This window comes from Gordonia sp. PDNC005 (assembly GCF_016919385.1).
Lineage (GTDB): Bacteria > Actinomycetota > Actinomycetes > Mycobacteriales > Mycobacteriaceae > Gordonia.
Window position 1 is genome coordinate 220,979 of the sequence record NZ_CP070351.1, and the last position, 18,301, is coordinate 239,279.

The 18,301-nt window shown below is 65.7% G+C and carries 17 protein-coding genes; 7 read left to right on the plus strand and 10 right to left on the minus strand.

Going from position 1 to position 18,301, the window contains the following annotated elements; all coding sequences use genetic code 11:
- The 4 genes from JVX90_RS01160 to JVX90_RS01175 form a co-directional block, all read right to left on the minus strand.
- On the minus strand, positions 1-2,514 hold the full coding sequence (locus JVX90_RS01160) for a polynucleotide kinase-phosphatase (RefSeq protein ID WP_205330667.1): 2,514 nt from the start codon (positions 2,512-2,514) through the stop codon (positions 1-3).
- The gene (locus JVX90_RS01165) at positions 2,507-3,883 is read right to left on the minus strand and encodes a 3' terminal RNA ribose 2'-O-methyltransferase Hen1 (RefSeq protein ID WP_205330668.1); all 1,377 of its coding nucleotides are present in this window, start codon (positions 3,881-3,883) and stop codon (positions 2,507-2,509) included. The genes JVX90_RS01160 and JVX90_RS01165 overlap by 8 nt, the downstream gene beginning before the upstream one ends.
- A gap of 153 nt (positions 3,884-4,036) precedes the next feature.
- A complete protein-coding gene (locus JVX90_RS01170; RefSeq protein WP_205330669.1) occupies positions 4,037-5,596 on the minus strand; it encodes a DHA2 family efflux MFS transporter permease subunit in 1,560 nt (519 codons plus the stop codon).
- Positions 5,593-6,066, minus strand: coding sequence for a MarR family transcriptional regulator (locus tag JVX90_RS01175; RefSeq protein ID WP_205330670.1), 474 nt, complete (start codon positions 6,064-6,066; stop codon positions 5,593-5,595). Before JVX90_RS01175 ends, JVX90_RS01170 begins: the two co-directional genes overlap by 4 nt.
- Before the next feature lie 80 nt (positions 6,067-6,146).
- Between JVX90_RS01175 and JVX90_RS01180 the strand changes: the two genes are divergently transcribed.
- From JVX90_RS01180 to JVX90_RS01195, 4 genes are all read left to right on the plus strand, one after another.
- A complete protein-coding gene (locus tag JVX90_RS01180) occupies positions 6,147-6,632 on the plus strand; it encodes a glutathione peroxidase (protein WP_240194001.1) in 486 nt (161 codons plus the stop codon).
- Between the two features lie 83 nt (positions 6,633-6,715).
- Positions 6,716-6,955, plus strand: a complete 240-nt coding sequence (gene purS / locus JVX90_RS01185) for a phosphoribosylformylglycinamidine synthase subunit PurS (protein ID WP_008378528.1) — start codon at positions 6,716-6,718, stop codon at positions 6,953-6,955.
- Positions 6,956-6,957: 2 nt separating this feature from the next.
- A complete protein-coding gene (gene purQ / locus JVX90_RS01190) occupies positions 6,958-7,638 on the plus strand; it encodes a phosphoribosylformylglycinamidine synthase subunit PurQ (protein WP_205330671.1) in 681 nt (226 codons plus the stop codon).
- The gene (locus JVX90_RS01195) at positions 7,638-8,930 is read left to right on the plus strand and encodes a M18 family aminopeptidase (RefSeq protein ID WP_205330672.1); all 1,293 of its coding nucleotides are present in this window, start codon (positions 7,638-7,640) and stop codon (positions 8,928-8,930) included. Before purQ ends, JVX90_RS01195 begins: the two co-directional genes overlap by 1 nt.
- Positions 8,931-8,983: 53 nt before the next feature.
- On the opposite strand, the gene JVX90_RS01200 is transcribed toward JVX90_RS01195, so the two are convergent.
- Both JVX90_RS01200 and JVX90_RS01205 read right to left on the minus strand, forming a co-directional pair.
- On the minus strand, positions 8,984-9,181 hold the full coding sequence (locus tag JVX90_RS01200) for a CsbD family protein (protein WP_205330673.1): 198 nt from the start codon (positions 9,179-9,181) through the stop codon (positions 8,984-8,986).
- 3 nt (positions 9,182-9,184) lie between these two features.
- Entirely contained in the window at positions 9,185-9,517 is a 333-nt protein-coding gene (locus JVX90_RS01205; protein WP_205330674.1) for a GlsB/YeaQ/YmgE family stress response membrane protein, read from the minus strand.
- A 201-nt stretch (positions 9,518-9,718) separates the two neighbouring features.
- On the opposite strand from JVX90_RS01205, the gene JVX90_RS01210 reads away from it, so the two are divergent.
- Positions 9,719-10,375: a response regulator transcription factor gene (locus JVX90_RS01210; RefSeq protein WP_240194002.1), complete on the plus strand. Its 657-nt coding sequence runs from the start codon at positions 9,719-9,721 to the stop codon at positions 10,373-10,375.
- Between the two features lies 1 nt (position 10,376).
- On the opposite strand, the gene JVX90_RS01215 is transcribed toward JVX90_RS01210, so the two are convergent.
- Positions 10,377-10,778, minus strand: coding sequence for a helix-turn-helix domain-containing protein (locus JVX90_RS01215; protein WP_205330676.1), 402 nt, complete (start codon positions 10,776-10,778; stop codon positions 10,377-10,379).
- 125 nt (positions 10,779-10,903) lie between these two features.
- On the opposite strand from JVX90_RS01215, the gene JVX90_RS01220 reads away from it, so the two are divergent.
- Positions 10,904-11,761 (plus strand): NAD(P)H-binding protein, encoded by an 858-nt coding sequence (locus tag JVX90_RS01220; RefSeq protein WP_205330677.1) that lies wholly within the window; start codon positions 10,904-10,906, stop codon positions 11,759-11,761.
- Between the two features lie 20 nt (positions 11,762-11,781).
- Here the strand turns inward: JVX90_RS01220 and JVX90_RS01225 are convergent, their stop codons facing one another.
- Genes JVX90_RS01225 through JVX90_RS01235 form a run of 3 tightly spaced genes read right to left on the minus strand, consistent with a single transcriptional unit; the run spans position 11,782 to position 15,302 of the window.
- Entirely contained in the window at positions 11,782-13,077 is a 1,296-nt protein-coding gene (locus JVX90_RS01225; RefSeq protein ID WP_205330678.1) for a PQQ-binding-like beta-propeller repeat protein, read from the minus strand.
- Between the two features lie 12 nt (positions 13,078-13,089).
- Entirely contained in the window at positions 13,090-13,746 is a 657-nt protein-coding gene (locus tag JVX90_RS01230) for a DUF305 domain-containing protein (RefSeq protein ID WP_205330679.1), read from the minus strand.
- The gene (locus tag JVX90_RS01235) at positions 13,743-15,302 is read right to left on the minus strand and encodes a hypothetical protein (RefSeq protein WP_205330680.1); all 1,560 of its coding nucleotides are present in this window, start codon (positions 15,300-15,302) and stop codon (positions 13,743-13,745) included. Before JVX90_RS01235 ends, JVX90_RS01230 begins: the two co-directional genes overlap by 4 nt.
- 321 nt (positions 15,303-15,623) lie before the next feature.
- Here JVX90_RS01235 and JVX90_RS01240 point away from each other — a divergent pair, with 321 nt between their 5' ends.
- Positions 15,624-18,170 (plus strand): ATP-dependent Clp protease ATP-binding subunit, encoded by a 2,547-nt coding sequence (locus JVX90_RS01240; protein WP_205330681.1) that lies wholly within the window; start codon positions 15,624-15,626, stop codon positions 18,168-18,170.
- Positions 18,171-18,301 lie beyond the last annotated feature (131 nt).

Here is an 18,301-nt window from a genome sequence, read left to right on the forward strand (position 1 = left end):
TCACAGTCGCGGATCGACCGGCTCGGACTCCAGGGCGAGTACGCCGAACACGTTCTGATGGACCTCCCACAGGGGCCGTCCGGCGACGAACGCCGACAACGCGTCCAGCCCGAGCCCGTGTTCTCGAGTCGCCAGTGAACGCTTCCGTCCGAGTCCGCGTGACCGCAGCAACTCGAGCGAACCGGTGTAGTCCGGGCCGTAGATGATCCGTAGATACTCCCGTCCTCGGACCTTGAGCCCCGGCTGCACCTTCGGCGACCCGGGATCGGCGGGTTTGACGACCATGCCCTCGCCTCCAGCGCTCGTCAGGTCCATCCACCAACGCACGGCCTTCTCACGGTCGGCTTCCGACGTGAGGTCGACGGTCAGGTAGCGCGTCGGTGTGATCAGCGGGTGGTCCAGCCGTCCCAATTCACTCATGTGCCACTCGTGCGATTGAGTCTCCGTGAGCAGTCGCCCTTCAGCAGCGAGAATCTGGAAGGGTGCGACGCGGATCGTCTGCTCACCGGACTCGCAATAGGCGGCGTAGGCATCGCGGAACGCTCGAGCGTTGTCGAGCCGCGTCGAGACCCGTTCGGTCAGGTCCGCGACGTCGAGCCCTCGAGCGGCCGCTCTGCCCAGCAGATCACCCACGGCGGGGAGCGCGTTGGTCGCGGCAGCTCCCACCGACGCGTACTGCGAGGTGATCAATCCGAGAGCCTTCGCTGACCACGGAAGCAACTCGCAGTCGAGGACCAGCCAGTCGGACCCGAGCGAGTCGAACAGGGGCTCGGCCGCGGCACGTAGGTCGTCGACCAGCGCCGATGTGTCGTCGAAGAAGGAACGGCCCGTCCGCGTGTACACCACGCCGGAGCTGCCGTCGGTGACCCCGAAACGTCGCGCGGCCGCAGACGGGTCTCGAGCTACTACTGCGATGGCGCGCGACCCCATGTGCTTCTCCTCGCACACAACTCGCCGCACACCCCACCCGAGATAGTCGTCGAACGCCTGCTGCGGATGCTCGAGGAAGCCGTCGGCCGTCGAGGTGGAGGCGGGCGACATGGTCGGCGGGAGATACACCAGCCATCTAGGGTCGACGGCGAAGCGGCTCATGACTTCCAAGGCCGCAGCGGCGTTCTCCTGAACGATCTTGACCTTTCCCACCCGGGGACTCTCGACCCAACGGGTGCCCGAGACATCGTCGATCCGAAGTACCGCAGGATCCCGAGCAGACGCCACCGGGAGCAGCGGCCGCGACGGCGGATACCACTCGCGGTCGGCCTGTACGGAGACGAGATCCCGCTCCGGATAACGCAGGGCGGTCAGTGAACCGCCGAAGACCGCACCGGTGTCGATGCAGATCGTGTTGTTGACCCACTCCGGAGTCGGGGTCGGGGTGTGGCCATACACGACGGTGGCCGAACCGCGGTACTCGTCAGCCCACGGGTAGCGGACCGGAAGGCCGAACTCGTCCGTCTCGCCGGACGTGTCGCCGTACAGTGCAAAAGCGCGCACTCGTCGGGACGACCGCCCGTGGTAGGCCTCCTTCAGTCCCGCGTGAGCGACGACAAGACGGCCGCTGTCCAGTACGAAGTGGCTGATCAGGCCATTGAGGAATTCGGCGCACGCAGTGCGGAAGCTATCGGTCTCGGCGTCGAGTTGCGAAAGAGACTCGGCGAGGCCGTGCGAGACCGTCACCTTTCGGCCGCGAAGCGCACGAGCGAGCTTGTCGTCGTGATTGCCTGCGACGCACAATGCGACCCCCGCGTCGACCATCGCCATGACGAGTCGCAGGACGCCAGGAGTATCGGGCCCCCTATCCACGAGGTCGCCGACGAAGACAGCGATCCGGCCTTCCGGGTGGTGAGCGCCGACGGCGTTGTCGTCGGCGTGTTCAACAACCCAGCCGAGAGTCGTGAGCAGTGATACGAGCTCGGATGCACACCCGTGGATGTCTCCGATCACGTCGAATGGACCGGTCAGGTCGGATCGGTCGTTCCACGCTCGGTCACGGCGGATGCTCACGTTGTCGATCTCCTCGACCCCGCGTAGCTGGTGGACTCTACGGAACCCCTCCTTCCGCATCTTGGACAGCGACCGCTGGAGGTCGGCCCTCTGGCGTCGGATCACATGAGCGCCGAAATCGCGGTCGGACCGTGCATCGTTGCGGGCCACCGCGACCGACTCCGGAACGTCGAGTACCACCGCGTCGACTAGGACGTCGTGGTCGCGTGCGAGGCGGATCAACGACGCCCGCGACTTGGGCTGGGTGTTGGTCGCGTCGACGACAGTGAGAAGCCCACGGCGGAGGCGGATGCCGACCAGGTGATGCAGCAGGTCGAACGCGTCGGCCGTCGCGGCCAAGTCGTTCTCGTCGTCGGAGACCAGGCCTCGGCAGACGTCGCTCGACACGACCTCGGTGGGGAGGAAATGACGCGCGGCGAACGTGGTCTTGCCAGATCCTGACGTGCCGACGAGCAGCACGAGGCCGGCGATCGGCACACCGATCACAGTTGGGTCGGAAACGTCAGTCACGGGAGAACACCGCCATCTGGGTAGGGGATCCAAGAGTGGGGTCGGTGTCGCCGATGCCGCGACAGTCGACCCGGTAGCCGTTGTCGGCGGCGACGCGGTCGGCCCACGCCGCGAACTCGGCGCGTGTCCATTCGAATCGATGATCCGGATGGCGGGTGCCGACTAGGCCCTCATAGCGGACGTTGTACTCGACGTTGGGGGTGGTCACGACGACCGCGCCCGGGCGGGCGACGCCGAACAGGACATGCTCGAGAGCGTCGAGTCGAGGGAGGTCGAGGTGCTCGATCACTTCCATGAGGATGGCGACGTCGTACCCGGAGAACCTCTCGTCGACGTAGGTCAGCGCGGCCTGGAACAGATCGAGGCGAGCGGACTGGCGCTCGGTCATGTTCTCCACATGCAGGTGTTCGGCGGCTCGGGTGAGCTCGCGCGTGGACACATCACAGCCGGCCACGCGTGAGACGTTTGTGCGCAGCAGCTTCGCCAGGAGGCGTCCGGAACCGCAACCGAAGTCGATCACGGAGTCGGGTCGGAGGCGATCGATCTCCGCGAGCACCGCGTCGTGCCGCTGTTGGTTGAGCGGCGCCGAGCGCGGCACCAGGGGGAGATCCTCGGGAGTCTCGCCGGGCGCGTCGTCGAGCTCGGCGAGCCGCGCTCGTGCAACGCCGGTGAGTCCGCTGGTGCGGGCCAGGTAGCGGGACACGATGGTGTCGCGCGCTGGGTGGGATGCCAGCCAGTCGCCGCCTGCGCGCAAGAGCTTGTCGACCTCGGCCGAGTCCTGCCAGTAGTGCTTCGACGAGTCGAACGCGGGCAGCAGCACATAAAGCTGGTTCACCGCGTCGGCGAGCCGGACGTCGCCTTTCAAGTGCAGGCGGACGTACTTGGAGTCTCCCCAGTCCGGAAAAGCCGGATCCAGAATGATCGGGTCGGCGTCGACTTCCCATCCGAGGGGAGAGAAGATCATCCGCGCGAGGTCCTGCCCTCCGTGGCAGGGGAGCACGGGGACCGTGACCTCAAGCGGGAGAACCGAGTCGGCGAGTGCTTGCCGCGAATCGCAGCGGCCGGTCCGCGCGGTGCGGAAGACGCGGCCGAGCGCGACCGCGAGAAGGGACGTCGCGGCATACGGCCGGTCGTTCACGTACTGCGCAAGAGCGAAATCAGGTGATCGCCGACCGCGGGAACGAGCCAGCGCGATGGGGTCGACGTCTAGCATCAAGGCCACCGTGCAGCGATCCTCATCCGCATCGGGGTAGAAAACTGTCGCCGAACCGAACGATTCCGAGAACGTCTGAACCCGATCTGGATGCTTGTGCAAGAGGAACCCGAGGTCGGTGGCGGGCTGATGCGTCGTCGAAATGGTCAGGATCACCGGAGAACATTCCCCTGAATAGTGCGGATACGGACACTCAATGTCTATCCCGGCCGCAACTCTCGGGCAACTGCATAACCGGGAAAACGAACTCGGCACTCTCCACCGCGCCATTGCGTGGTGAAGAGTGCCGAAGTCGAAACGCCGGTGCGATCAGTGCATCGCGACGGGGATCTTCTGCTCCTCGTCCGCTCCCGCTGCCACCAGCTTGCGGCGGGGGAGGAAGAACGCCGGGATCAGTGTCAGCGCGACGAGCACCGTGGCCACGATGAACGTGTCGCCATAGGTGGACGCGATGTCGGAGATCACGCTGCCGCCGGCTTCGGCGACCGCTGCGGGGTCCTTGACGTCGACGCCGTTCGCGACCATCGCCTCGCCGACCTTCGCCTGGTCGCCACCGGCCTGCATGACCGCCTGCGACAGCGGCATCAGCATGGTGGTGAAGATGACGGTGATGACGCCGGTGCCGATGGACGACGCGGTCTGCTGGATGGCATTCATCAGCGTCGAGCCGTCGGCGATCTCCGAGCCGCGCAGGGTGGCCAGCGCGGCGGACATGATCGGCATCATCGTCATGCCCATGCCGAGACCCTGGACGAACAGGGCAGCGCACAGGAACCAGTACGAGGTGTCGGTGCCGAGTGTGATGAACGCGGCGACGCCGATTCCGATCAGCAACAAGCCGCCGAGAACGAACTTGCCCGGACCGATCTTGTCGGTCATCTTGCCCGCGATCGGCATGGTCAGCATCGCGCCGAGCCCCTGGGGTGCGAGCAGCAGGCCTGCCATCAGTGTCGACTCGCCGCGCACGATGATGAAGTACTGCGGGTACAGCAGCGATGCACCGAAGAAGGCGACCGCGAACAGCGACATCGTGATGACGGAGACCCTCAGCGTCGGGTTCCTGAAGAGTCGCAGATCGAGCAGCGGGTTGGTCGTGCGGAACGCGTGCCGGATGAACAGTGCGATCAGGATCGCGCCGATGATCATCGGGATGTACACGCGCGGTGCGTTGAACGTGCGCTCCTCGGCGCTCGAGGAGACGCCGAACAGGAACAGGGCCAGACCCGGGGACAACATGAGCAGACCCGGGACGTCGATCTTCTTACCCGGCTCCTGGTCGTTGGCCGGAAGTGCGAACCAGGCGTAGACGAGGGCGACGACGCCGATCGGGATGTTGATCAGGAACACCCAGTGCCACGACGCGATCTCGATCAGCCAACCGCCGAGGATCGGGCCCATGATCGGGCCGAGCAGCATCGGGATGCCGAGCACGGCCATGACCGAGCCGACACGCTCCGGACCTGCGGCGCGAGTCATGATCATCATGCCGATGGGCATGAGCAGACCGCCGCCGAAGCCCTGGATCACACGGAAGGCGACGAGCGAGCCGATGTTCCAGGCGAGTGCGCAGAGGACCGATCCGATGAGGAACAGGACGAGCGACGCCATGTAGACGCGCTTGGTGCCGAAGCGGGACGCGGCCCAGCTGGCGGTGGGGATGACGGCGGCGAGGGCCAGCGTGTAGCCGGTCATCGACCACGCGGCGCCTGCCGACGTGGTGCCGAACTCGGTGATGAAGGTGGGCTGCGCAACCGAGACGACGGTCACGTCGAGAATCGACATGATCGCGCCGAGCACGATGACGCCGGCGACGACGAAGACGTCGCGGCCGAGTTTGTCCGGCGCGGACGCCGAAGCAGGTGAGGTCATGAGGTCACTTTCTCTGGTGAGAGATGGATCAGAGCGTCGGAGAGGGCGTCGTGCAGACGGGCCCGGACTTCGGTTGGCAGGCGCGTGACCATGTCTTTCAGGTCGTCGTCCTTGAGTGCGAACTGTTTGTCGAGGAGTTCGGTGCCCTTGTCGGTCAGTGAGAGGCGCTTGACCCTGCGGTCTGTGGCGTCCTCTCGGCGATCGACGAGTTCGATGCCGACCAGTCGGTCGACGCCTCGCCCGGCTGCGGCGAGCGACAGACCCACCTCGTCGGCGAGGCAGTTCACCGAGATCGCTTCACACTTCTGCCGGAGCACAAGAAGCATCCGTACCTGCGAGAGTGTGAGTTCCGTGGTCGCGATGGTGTTCGCGGTGCACCGTCCGTGCATTTCGGCGAGGTGCTCCAGAAACCTCCGGAGTACCGCGGAGGTACTGCGGACGGTTTCGTCGACGGGTTCGATTGAAGGCACTGAATTAAGTTACGTCCACGCAACTATTGCTGCAACACAATTAGTGGTGAGGTTGCTCACCGCCCACTACGCTGAGCGACATGAGTCACTCTGTGAAAACTGTGCCCGTTGCCGCTCTGGACGGGTCGGCGCTCGACCTCTCCTCCTTCGAAGGTCCGCTCCTCGTGGTCAACGTCGCCTCCAAGTGCGGTCTCACCCCGCAGTATTCGGCCCTGGAGAAACTGCAGGAGACGTACGGGCCGCGCGGCCTCACGGTCGTCGGCATGCCCTGCAACCAGTTCATGGGCCAGGAGCCCGGCACCGCCGAAGAGATCGCGACGTTCTGCTCCACGACGTACGGAGTCAGCTTCCCGCTGCTTGAGAAGGCCGACGTGAACGGCGACGACCGCCATCCGCTCTACGACGTGCTCACTCAGGCCGCCGATGCAGAAGGGGAGGCGGGCGACGTCCAGTGGAACTTCGAGAAGTTCCTCGTCGGATCCGACGGTGGCGTGATCGCGCGTTTCCGGCCCCGCACCGAACCCGATGCACCAGAGGTGATCACCGCGATCGAGGCCGCGCTATAGCGGCTCAACCGGTGGCACGCCACCGCCGTCGGGGCGGGTAGGATACGTCCGTAGGACTTCACCACAGAAGGAGCGATGCCGCGATGGCGCGTGTAGTTGTCGATGTGATGCCCAAGGCCGAGATTCTGGATCCGCAGGGACAGGCCATCGTCGGTGCTCTGGGCCGTCTCGGATTCTCCGGAATCGCCGACGTCCGGCAGGGCAAGCGGTTCGAACTCGAAGTCGACGGCACCGTCGACGACGCTGCGCTCGAGCGCATCGCGGAAGAACTCCTGACCAACACGGTCATCGAGAACTTCAACGTTTCGCGCGTGGCGGAGTGAGCATGACCGCCCGCATCGGAGTCATCACGTTCCCCGGAACCCTCGACGACGTCGACGCTGCACGCGCTGTGACCGCCGCAGGCGGCGAAGCCGTGTCCCTGTGGCACGGTGACGCGGATCTGAAGGGTGTCGACGCGATCGTCGTCCCCGGCGGCTTCTCGTACGGCGACTACCTGCGTGCAGGCGCCATCGCGAAGTTCGCGCCGGTCATGGGCGAGGTCGTCAAGGCCGCCGAGCGGGGCATGCCGGTCCTCGGCATCTGCAACGGCTTTCAGATCATCTGCGAGGCGGGACTCCTGCCTGGCGCGCTGATCCGCAACGAAGGCCTGCACTTCATCTGCCGCGACGAGTGGCTGCGCGTCGAGTCGAACACGACAGCCTGGACCAGTCGCTACGAGGTGGGCGCCGAGATCCTGATCCCGCTCAAGTCGGGTGAAGGTCGCTACGTCGCGTCCGACGAGACGCTCGAAGAGCTCAAGGGCGAAGGTCGCATCGCGTTCACGTACGCGGGGGACAACCCGAATGGTTCGCAGCTCGACATCGCGGGCATCTCGAGCGCCAACGGTCGCGTCGTCGGTCTGATGCCGCACCCGGAGCACGCGACCGAGGCTTTGACCGGCCCGTCCGACGACGGTCTTGGACTGTTCTACTCGGCGCTGGACTCGGTGCTGTCGGCAGTCTGATGGCGGTGAACACGTCTGCGACGGCGGCGGGGCTCGGTGACTTCATCGACGCCTCGCCGTCGCCGTTTCACGTCTGTGCCACGGTCGCCGCGGAACTCGATGCGGCAGGCTATGTGCGCGTCTTCGAGGATCGGCCCTGGTCGACGACGGTCCGCGGTTATGTGATCCGCGGCGGCTCGATCATCGCGTGGGACGCGTCGGTGCTGGAAGGCCTCAGCTCGCGTGCGCCGCAACCGTTCCGCATCGTCGGCGGCCACACGGACAGCCCGAACCTACGGGTCAAGCAGAACCCGGACCGGACTGCCGCTGGCCTGTCGACGGTGGCGCTCGAGCCGTACGGGGGTGCGTGGCTCAACTCGTGGCTCGACCGGGACCTCGGCCTCTCCGGCCGACTCGCGTACAACGATGGCGGACGCGTGGCGCACACGTTGGTCCGCATCGACGAGCCCGTCCTGCGCGTACCGCAGCTCGCGATCCACCTGTCCGACGACCGCAAAGGTGTTCATCTCGACCCCCAGCGCCATGTCGACGGGATCCGCGGCGTCGGAGAGGCTCGGCCACTGCTCGAGTACGTCGCCGAATACGCGGGGGTCGATCCGGCGGGTGTGCTCGGCTGGGAGTTGATGACTCACGACGTCACACCGTCACGCATCATCGGATCTGCGGGTGATCTCCTCAGCGCGCCCCGTCTCGACAATCAGGGCACGTGTTACGCCGGACTGCGCGCGTTGTTGGATGCCCCTCGGCTCCGCTCGGGAGACGGAGGCGGCATCGCGATGCTCGCCCTGTTCGACCACGAAGAAGTCGGATCGGGTTCTGAGCGTGGAGCGTCGTCCGACTTCCTGGTCACCGTGTGTGAACGGATCGTCGGCGCTCTCGGAGGCGACCGTGACGAGTTCCTGCGGATCATGGCGTCGAGCATCTGTGCGTCGGGCGACATGGCCCACGCCACCCATCCCAACTACACCGAGCGGCACGAGCCGAGTCACCACATCGCGGTGAACGGAGGTCCGGTGCTGAAGGTGAATCAGAACCTGAGGTACGCGTCGGACGCGATCGGTGAGGCCGAGTTCGCGTTGGCGTGCCGCGATGCCGGTGTCCCGTTGCAGCGGTACATCCATCGAGCCGACCTGCCGTGCGGTTCGACGATCGGTCCTCTGACTGCGACCCGTACCGGTCTGCTGACAGTCGACGTGGGCGCACCACAGCTCGCCATGCACAGCTGCCGTGAACTCATGGGTGTCGACGACGTCGCCATGTACTCCGCCGCACTCGCCGCGTTCCTGCGCTGAAACAAAACGATGGGCCCCGATCTGTGATCGAGGCCCATCGTGGCAGATGAAAGTCAGGAACCGGTGATCTTTCCGATCACCTCATTCGCCTTGTCCTTGACCTCTTCGATGCCCTTCTTGACGGCCGAAGTGGCCTGATCGGCCTTTCCCTCGTTCTTCAGGTCGTCGTCTCCGGTCGCGGCGCCTGCGGCCTCTTTCGCTCGGCCCTTCAGTTCCTCGGCCTTGTTCTCGAACTTGTCGTTGATGCCCATTGATCATTCCTCTTTCGTGATGGATCGATTGTCATCAGTGCGAGTGGAGTCGGCTTCCGTTCCACTGCGAACGATCGCTGCGCACAGGCCGGCCGCGAGCAGGAGGGCGCACCCTCCGGCGATGGCCCCGAGGATGCTGAACAGCCATCCCCCTTCGGCGGCGTCGACGCCGATCCTGCGGATGACGGAACCGCCCGACACTCCTCCTGTCGCCCCCACCAGCAGGTATGCTCGCCGGTTTCGGTGAGTGGACTCCTGGAGTATTCGAGCGGCAATCCACCCGACGGCGCCTCCCACGGCACCCCAACCGAGCGCAAGACCCAAGGCCGCCGTCATCGCAGTCCTTCTCGTGATGGTGCACGACCCGGTCGGGACTACGCCCGACCTCCTGTGACGCGTCGACTGTTCGCACTCCTCTGGCGAGCGCACAGTGCGCCGAGATCCTCCTTCTCGGCGCTGGATCGAACATTACGGAGAGTGAATGGCGCCTGTCTTCACCCTCAGGGGTGAAAGATTCAATTGAGTATTGTGAGGCACGTGAATGCGATTCGAATTGCGATCGTCGACGATTACGAAGTCGTCGTGCGCGGTCTCGCCGCGATGCTGCGCGCCTATGCCGATGATGTCGAGATCGTCGAACTGAACGCGAACACAAGGGTCGACGACCATGTCGACATAGCGCTGTACGACTCTTTCGCCAACCCTCAGGGCGACAAGGACCAGGTCCGTGAGTTGGCCGCGAATCCCGCGGTCGGACGCGTTGTGGTCTATTCGTGGAACGTCGAGAGCCGCCTGGTGCGCTCTGCGCTCGCGAACGGTGCCGGCGGATACATCGCGAAGGGGCTGCCGGCCGCGAAGCTGGTCGCCGCGCTCCGCGCGGTGCACGACGGGACGGCGACGGTTCACCTGGGCGGAGCCCGTACGAAGATCGCGGCAGGCGACTGGCCGGGTCGAGAAGAGGGCCTGACACAACGCGAATCGGAAGTCCTCGCGCTGATCACTCAAGGGATGAGCAATGTCGAGATCGCGGAACGGGCCGGCTTGTCGATCAATTCGGTGAAGACGTACATCCGCAGCGGTTACCGCCGCATCGGCGTCTCGACGCGCGCGCAGGCCGTCATCTGGGGTGCGGGCCACGGTTTTCTGCCCGATCGGATCCGGGTCGACGAGCCGGGGACCGAACTCGCGGATTGATTCAGCCGTTGCGCCGCGCGTCGTGCGCTTCCTGTGACTTGTGAATCTCTGAGATATGTCCTTCGACGAGGTCGATGAGGTCCGACAGTCGCTGCGCCGCCGCGGCTCCGAGCTCTGTGAGCGAGTATTCGACGCGTGGCGGGATCGCCTGCAGCACTTCCCGATTGACGAATCCATCGCGTTCGAGCGACTGCAGGGTCTGCGACAACATGCGCTCACTGACCCCGTCGACACGTCGGCGCAGGGCACTGAATCGGAGGTCGCCGTCGCGCAGTGCCACAAGGGCGAGCAGGCCCCATCGGCTTGTCGCATTCTGAAGGACGGCGCGGGACGAACAGTTGCGTGAGAACACGTCGGCCTCCAGCGTCGGGTCGACGTCGGCGGGGATCGTGTTCTCGGTCATGCGTCACATTCTAGCCCCACGTGAGCGACTGTGTTGACAGTTGGTGTTGCACTGCACGAAAAGTAAGTGCATGATCATGAGGTAGCGATCAGCCGATCGCCGGATGAACTCTCGAAGGGGCAACCATGACGACGTACGCAGTGACCGGAGCAACGGGTGGACTCGGTGGGGCCGCAGTGGCCGCGCTCATCAAACGAGGCGTGGCAGCCTCGGACATCGTCGCGATCGTGCGGGACACCACGAAGGCGGGAACGCTCACCGAGGCGGGTGTCGTCGTGCGCACCGGAGACTACGAGAAGCCGGAGACCCTCGCGGGTGCGCTCGCAGGTGTCGACAAGCTCCTGTTCGTGTCCGGATCAGAGGTGGGGCGTCGTACCGCGCAGCACACCAACGTGATCGAGGCCGCGAAGACCTCCGGTGTCGGTCTGGTCGCCTACACGAGTCTGCTGGGCGCACCGACCTCGCCGCTGATGCTGGCGGCCGAGCACCGGGAGACCGAGAAACTGCTCGCCGACAGCGGTCTCGGTGTGATCCTGCTTCGTAACGGCTGGTACTCCGAGAACTACGCCGCATCGGCGCCTGCCGCGATCGACAGCGGCGTCTTCTACGGATCGGCCGGGACGGCGACGGTCGCACCCGCGGCACGCGCCGACTACGCCGACGCTGCCGCGGCGGCACTCATCGGCTCGGCGGCCGGGTCGGTCTACGAACTCGCGGGGGCTGAGCACCTGACCTACGCGGACATCGCCGCAACCTTCGCCACGGTGTCGGGCAAGGACGTCGTGTACCAGGACCTTCCGGTCGCCGACTACGCAGCCGCCCTCGTCCAGGCGGGCCTGCCGGAGGGCGCGGCGCACGTGTTCTCCGACTCCGACGGCGGAGCCGCGCAGGGTGCTCTCGACTCGGACTCCACCGACCTCGCGGATCTCCGCGGCGCCGCGGGGACGACGTTCGCCGAGGTCATCGGGGCAGCGTTGGCGTGATGTGCCTAGATCGACATGACCTAAGGCGCGAGGACAGTGAGTGTTGATCCCTGTTGGAGGGCGATCCGGCCGTCGATGTCGTAGGCGGTGCCGCCGATGGGATACGTCCACGCAACCGAGCCGGTCGACGGACGGTACGCGGTGAGCTGACTCCCGTCGGTGAAGACGGCGATGTCGTCGGAGGCGCCGACACAGGAGAGCTTGTCGATGTCTGCAGACGGGTCGCCGAACGCAGGTGGTGGAAGCTCACCGGTCACGGACCCCTCCGCGAGCGACAGGAACACACGCGAGCGGTCCTTGCGGGCGACGGTGACGAGCGGACCGCAAGGTCGGGTGTGGACCTTCGACAGTTCTTTGTCGTTCACCTGCCACAGCGCGTCACCGGTCGCTGGGTCGACGACTTGATAGCGGCCGTGCGTGTCCATCGACTGGTCGCCCGCAGCACCGAGTACCGGCAGCGTCGACGGCCCCGACACGAGCGACTGGCTCTGCGCGGTGCGCACGGATTCGGCTTCGACGACGCCGTTCACAACGGGATGGAAGTCGACGGACGCGCGGCCGAGCGGGTCGTGGGACACGAGCACCCCGGTCGGGTAGGTCTGCACCGTGCACGTCCGGCAGGCGACGACGTCGTCGCCGGTCAGCGGATCGATGACTTGCGCGCTGCCGTCGGTGTTCTGGACGACCAGCACGCCGTCGGTGTACGACGGGGTGGCCGCCGACGCGAAGGTCCGACTCCACCGGACCTCGCCGTCGACCGTGCGGCGTGACACCTGGTAGCGGGTGCTGTTGACGTGCACGAAGTCGGATGCGAGGCCGACGAGGGCCGACGTGTCGGTCTCGTCGGTCTGGCGCTCGAGTGATCCGGAGTCGGAGACGAGGTAGAACCCGTTGTCGGGTCCGTCGGTGCGGGTGCGGACGGCGCAGCCCACCTGGCCTGCGTTGTTGAACGCGCATGCACCGAAACCCGCGTTGACCGGTGCGTCCCACCGAAGCGACCCGGTACCCGCGTCGACCAACACGTACTGGCGCCGGATGCCCGCCGTGTACGACACGAGCCAGTCCCCGCGGTGGACGTCGGCGATCGTTACGTCTCCGTCGCCGGTGAGTCCGGGCAGCGACGTGTCGTCGAGAGTCCACTGTTCGGTCGGCGCCGACGTGTACTCCTCGAGCACACCGTGCGCGGCGTCGTCTGACGACACGGAGTCGCCAGGCATCAGGACGACACCCGCTGTCACGACGAGGGCCACGGCACCGACCGCCGCCACGGTTCCCATCCCGAACGGCATACGTGCGAGGGTGCTCCGGATCGACATGCGATCAGTACATCACGCGGGCGGAAGGGGCTCGGCGTCCCGCGCCTTCAGCATCAGGGTCATCTGGCCGATCTCGTCGCCCTGTTCGGTGATCATGGCGAGCGCCAGACGGCGGGTGGCGCCGGACGCCTCATCGGAGTTCTGTGCCGCGGTGGCCATCTCGATGCCTCCCTCGTGATGTCGGATCATCAGTCGGAGAAACCACACCTCGGCGTCCACTCCGCGGGCGGAGGCGAGGTGGGCGAGGTCGTCGGAGCTCGCGAAGCCGGGCATCGGCGGAGAGTCGTCGTCCATCGGCGGGGTCGAGCCGTGGTCGTCGTGCTCGGAGGGATGCATCCACGACATCGGCTCGTTGGAGGTGAGTGGTTCGCCGAACCAGTCGAGCCAACCGCGCATGGTCGCGGCCTCCGCGGTCTGCGTCGCGACGATCCGGTCGGCGAGGCCGCGAACGTCGGCTTCAACGTCGCGGGAGAGAGTCTGCGCCATCAGGATCGCCTGATCGTGATGGGTGCTCATGTCCTGCGCGAACCCGACGTCAACGAGCCGTGGTTCGTGGGAGCGGGCCTCGGTGCGGTGGTTCTCCCAGGCGATGCCCGCGAACAGGCCAGCGATCACGAGCAGCACTGCGACGCCGACTGCGCACGCGGCAGTCATCGCACGTCGGGTCATCCGATGGTCGACTCCTGGTCGGCGGGCGGCGTGTAGATCCGTGGACTCAGCTCCAACGCGTAGAAGCCGCCGTCGGCGCACGTCGTCCACACCTGCTGTCCGTGGAACTCCGGAGGCGAGAAGCACCAGTCGGTCGACATGTCGCCGCCGACGATCATCCCGGAGCGAGGGCCGAGCGCATCGTCGAGTTTCACCTTTCCGTTGACGATCGACATGCCGAGACTGAGGAACTCGATGGCGGGCACGCCGATGATCGATCCGAGGACGTGCGGCGAGTTCGGCAGGTCGGCGATCGTCGCGTTCTTCTGGGCAGGCGGGTTGTAGTAGCCGATCTCGGAGATGTTCTTCAGGTTCCTGATGTCGAAGACCCTGATGCCCGACGACTCCCACGAGCAGGCGAGAGTCGTCGGCTCGTTCGGGCGGTCGACGGCACAGTAGTGCGGGTTGGACGAGAACAAGCTGCCGCCCATCGACGAGCGGAGATTGGTGTCGAGGTTCGCCGGAAGATTCACCTCGAGTTTGATCTGCGCGACGTACTTCGGGCTGTTCACCTTCGTCACTTCGAACACCTTGACGCCGCCGGAGCCGCCCTCGTCGGCCGTGATGATGTGCGGTCGGTCGCCGATCATCACCGGTATCGAGTGCTGGTTGAGTTGCCCGTCCGGCCACAGATAGGCGGCGAGGTGCTTGACCTGGGGGAATCGCGCGCGCCGCTGAACCGAGCTGATGTCGAGGACGGTGATTCCGGCCATGTTCGACAGGTACATGCGGTTGCCGTCGGGAGAGATGCCGAAACCATGGCCGAGGAAGCTGTGCAGACCCTGCCAGATCACCCTCGGCGATCGCGGATCGGAGATGTCGATGGCGCTGAGGTGGCCGGGGAAGACGCCTGACGCCCAGTACGTCTTGCCGTCGGGAGAGAATCCGCCCTCGTGCGAGGTGAACGGCAGTGGCGTGGCGGTTCCGGGACCGGAGTTGAGGAGCTTCGGGTGCTCGCAGTCGGAGATGTCATAGACGGCGAAGAATCCACCGCCCCACAGCAGCGGGACGGCCGTCGCCGCGAGGAGCTTGCGCTTCCGGTTGACTTTCAACGTCTCCCACGTGCCGCCGCGCATGGCGGGCGATGTCAGTGATCCGACGACCTTCGGGTTCGCCGGGTCGGCGACGTTCACCACCTGCACACCGGGTTGGCGGACGAGGTTGTTGCCGGGGAACAGGCTGCCCGTGTAGCTGCAATGGTCGTAGGTGGCCGAGACGATGCCGCCTCCGGCGCCTCGGACCCCGCCGACCTTCGACACGTTGCAGCGATAGCCGAGACGCGACCGGCCCGAGTTCCGGTCCTCTGCGCTCACCAGGCCCTGCATCCCCTTCTCGGGAAGCGACCCCGGACCGCAGTCGGCGCGGTCGACGGCGACATCGGAGATGTCCGGGAACAAGTGGTTGGCGGCCTCGGCCGGCGGCGCGGAGAGCATCGACCCGGCAAGAGCCAGAATCACCGCGAGTGTGATCGGCGCGAACCGTGTCCGCGGTCGTCTCCGAGCATGATCGATCCGCATTCCGCCCACCCCGTCTGAGAAGTCGTGCTCGTCTCGGACGCTAACACTCCCGACCTGCGCGCTGTGGCCCGTTCGGGCCAATTCGAGGGATCCGATGCGCGCATTGAGTGTCGTTCGCTCACGGCGTACATGTTCGGGAACATCGTGCCTGCGTGCGACGTTGTCAACCTCAGACCCCCATCGCGGGCCTTGGCATCCGTCAGGGGCATCCGTAATGCAGGCACAGTTCGGCCAGAGCACTAGAGTGAAGGCAGGGCTGGTCGTATCTACAGCCACGGCTGACGTGGCAGCGACCGGGGCGCAAGCAATCGAGGGAGAACAATGTTCGAACGGTTCACCGACCGCGCACGCCGGGTTGTCGTCCTGGCGCAGGAAGAAGCGCGGATGCTCAACCACAACTACATCGGCACGGAGCACATCCTGCTGGGCCTCATCCACGAGGGTGAAGGCGTGGCGGCGAAGGCTCTCGAGTCGCTCGGCATCTCGCTTGAGGCCGTCCGTAGCCAGGTCGAGGAGATCATCGGCCAGGGCCAGCAGGCCCCGTCCGGGCACATCCCGTTCACGCCGCGCGCGAAGAAGGTTCTCGAGCTCAGCCTCCGCGAGGCGCTGCAGCTCGGTCACAACTACATCGGCACCGAGCACATCCTGCTCGGACTGATCCGCGAGGGCGAGGGCGTCGCCGCCCAGGTCCTCGTCAAGCTGGGCGCCGACCTCAACCGGGTCCGCCAGCAGGTGATCCAGCTGCTGTCCGGCTACCAGGGCAAGGAGCCGGAAACGGCAGGCACCGGCGGTCGCTCCAACGACTCCGGAACGCCGTCGACGTCGCTGGTCCTCGACCAGTTCGGCCGCAACCTGACCACGGCGGCGTCCGAGGGCAAACTCGACCCGGTGATCGGCCGTGAGAAGGAAGTCGAGCGGATCATGCAGGTCCTCTCGCGTCGTACCAAGAACAACCCGGTCCTCATCGGCGAGCCCGGCGTCGGCAAGACCGCCGTCGTCGAAGGCCTCGCGCAGGCCATCGTCTCGGGCAATGTCCCCGAGACGCTGAAGGACAAGCAGCTGTACACCCTCGACCTGGGTTCCCTGGTCGCGGGCAGCCGCTACCGCGGTGACTTCGAGGAACGCCTCAAGAAGGTCCTCAAGGAGATCAATACCCGCGGCGACATCATCCTGTTCATCGACGAGCTGCACCAGCTCGTCGGTGCCGGCGCCGCCGAGGGTGCGATCGACGCAGCCAGCATTCTGAAGCCGAAGCTGGCCCGCGGTGAGCTGCAGACCATCGGCGCCACGACGCTTGACGAGTACCGCAAGTACATCGAGAAGGACGCTGCGCTGGAACGCCGTTTCCAGCCGGTCCAGGTCGGCGAACCGTCGGTGGAGCACACCATCGAGATCCTCAAGGGTCTGCGCGACCGCTACGAACAGCACCACAAGGTGTCCATCACCGACGGTGCGCTCGCGGCCGCCGCATCGCTGGCCGACCGCTACATCAACGACCGCTTCCTTCCGGATAAGGCGATCGACCTCATCGACGAGGCCGGCGCGCGCATGCGCATCCGCCGGATGACCGCGCCGCCAGACCTCCGCGAGTTCGACGATCGCATCGCCGACGCCCGCAAGGAGAAGGAGTCCGCGATCGACGCGCAGGACTTCGAGAAGGCGGCCAGCCTCCGAGACAAGGAGAAGAAGCTGGTCTCCGAGCGGGCCGAGCGTGAGAAGCAGTGGCGTGCAGGCGACCTCGACATTGTTTCCGAGGTCGACGACGAGCAGATCGCCGAAGTCCTCGGCAACTGGACCGGCATCCCCGTCTTCAAGCTCACCGAGGAGGAGACCAAGCGTCTGCTCCGCATGGAGGATGAGCTGCACAAGAGGATCATCGGCCAGGAGGACGCCGTCAAGGCCGTCTCGAAGGCGATCCGTCGTACCCGCGCAGGTCTGAAGGACCCGAAGCGTCCGTCGGGCTCGTTCATCTTCGCCGGCCCGTCCGGCGTCGGTAAGACGGAGCTGTCGAAGGCTCTTGCGAACTTCCTGTTCGGCGAGGACGACGCGCTCATCCAGATCGACATGGGTGAGTTCCACGACCGCTTCACCGCGTCGCGTCTCTTCGGTGCGCCTCCCGGTTACGTCGGTTACGACGAGGGCGGGCAGCTCACCGAGAAGGTTCGTCGTAAGCCTTTCTCCGTGGTCCTGTTCGACGAGATCGAGAAGGCGCACCCGGAGATCTACAACACGCTGCTTCAGGTGTTGGAGGACGGCCGTCTCACCGATGGTCAGGGACGCACAGTCGACTTCAAGAACACTGTCCTGATCTTCACGTCCAACCTGGGAACGTCCGACATCTCGAAGGCCGTCGGAATGGGCTTCAGCAAGGACGACGGCAAGGGCTCGAACTACGAGCGCATGAAGAACAAGGTCAACGACGAGCTGAAGAAGCACTTCCGCCCCGAGTTCCTGAACCGCATCGACGACGTCATCGTGTTCCACCAGCTCAAGCAGGACGAGATCCTGGAGATGGTCGACCTGATGATCGGTCGTGTCGAGAAGCAGCTCAAGAACAAGGACATGGAGATCGAACTGACCGAGAAGGCGAAGAACCTGCTCGCCAAGCGCGGTTTCGATCCGGTGCTCGGTGCTCGTCCGCTGCGTCGCACCATTCAGCGCGAGATCGAGGACCAGCTGTCCGAGAAGATCCTCTTCGAGGAGATCAAGGGCGGCCAGATCATCCTGGTCGATGTCGAAGGCTGGGACGGCGAAAGCGACGGCGAAGACGCGCACTTCACCTTCACCGGTTCGGAGCGTCCGCGGAACATCCCCGACGACGCTGTGGAATTGACCAAGACCGCAGGTTCGGGCGACGACGTGGCCTGATCTGCAATAGATCCAGCAGTACGGCGGCCGGTGGGTGCACTTCCCACCGGCCGCCGTCGTCTGTCGCGGTCGAGTGAACGAATGACCTCGTTCGAGCGAGAGTGGCGGGCGTCTCCTAGAGTGATGAGTCA

Coding starts and splice junctions, on each gene's coding strand:
- JVX90_RS01170 (WP_205330669.1), bottom strand. CDS start 5,596: ATGACCTCACCTGCTTCGGCGTCCGCGCCGGACAAACTCGGCCGCGAC.
- JVX90_RS01180 (WP_240194001.1), top strand. CDS start 6,147: ATGAGTCACTCTGTGAAAACTGTGCCCGTTGCCGCTCTGGACGGGTCG.
- purS (WP_008378528.1), top strand. CDS start 6,716: ATGGCGCGTGTAGTTGTCGATGTGATGCCCAAGGCCGAGATTCTGGAT.
- purQ (WP_205330671.1), top strand. CDS start 6,958: ATGACCGCCCGCATCGGAGTCATCACGTTCCCCGGAACCCTCGACGAC.
- JVX90_RS01195 (WP_205330672.1), top strand. CDS start 7,638: ATGGCGGTGAACACGTCTGCGACGGCGGCGGGGCTCGGTGACTTCATC.
- JVX90_RS01200 (WP_205330673.1), bottom strand. CDS start 9,181: ATGGGCATCAACGACAAGTTCGAGAACAAGGCCGAGGAACTGAAGGGC.
- JVX90_RS01205 (WP_205330674.1), bottom strand. CDS start 9,517: ATGACGGCGGCCTTGGGTCTTGCGCTCGGTTGGGGTGCCGTGGGAGGC.
- JVX90_RS01215 (WP_205330676.1), bottom strand. CDS start 10,778: ATGACCGAGAACACGATCCCCGCCGACGTCGACCCGACGCTGGAGGCC.
- JVX90_RS01220 (WP_205330677.1), top strand. CDS start 10,904: ATGACGACGTACGCAGTGACCGGAGCAACGGGTGGACTCGGTGGGGCC.
- JVX90_RS01225 (WP_205330678.1), bottom strand. CDS start 13,077: ATGTCGATCCGGAGCACCCTCGCACGTATGCCGTTCGGGATGGGAACC.
- JVX90_RS01230 (WP_205330679.1), bottom strand. CDS start 13,746: ATGACCCGACGTGCGATGACTGCCGCGTGCGCAGTCGGCGTCGCAGTG.
- JVX90_RS01235 (WP_205330680.1), bottom strand. CDS start 15,302: ATGCGGATCGATCATGCTCGGAGACGACCGCGGACACGGTTCGCGCCG.
- JVX90_RS01240 (WP_205330681.1), top strand. CDS start 15,624: ATGTTCGAACGGTTCACCGACCGCGCACGCCGGGTTGTCGTCCTGGCG.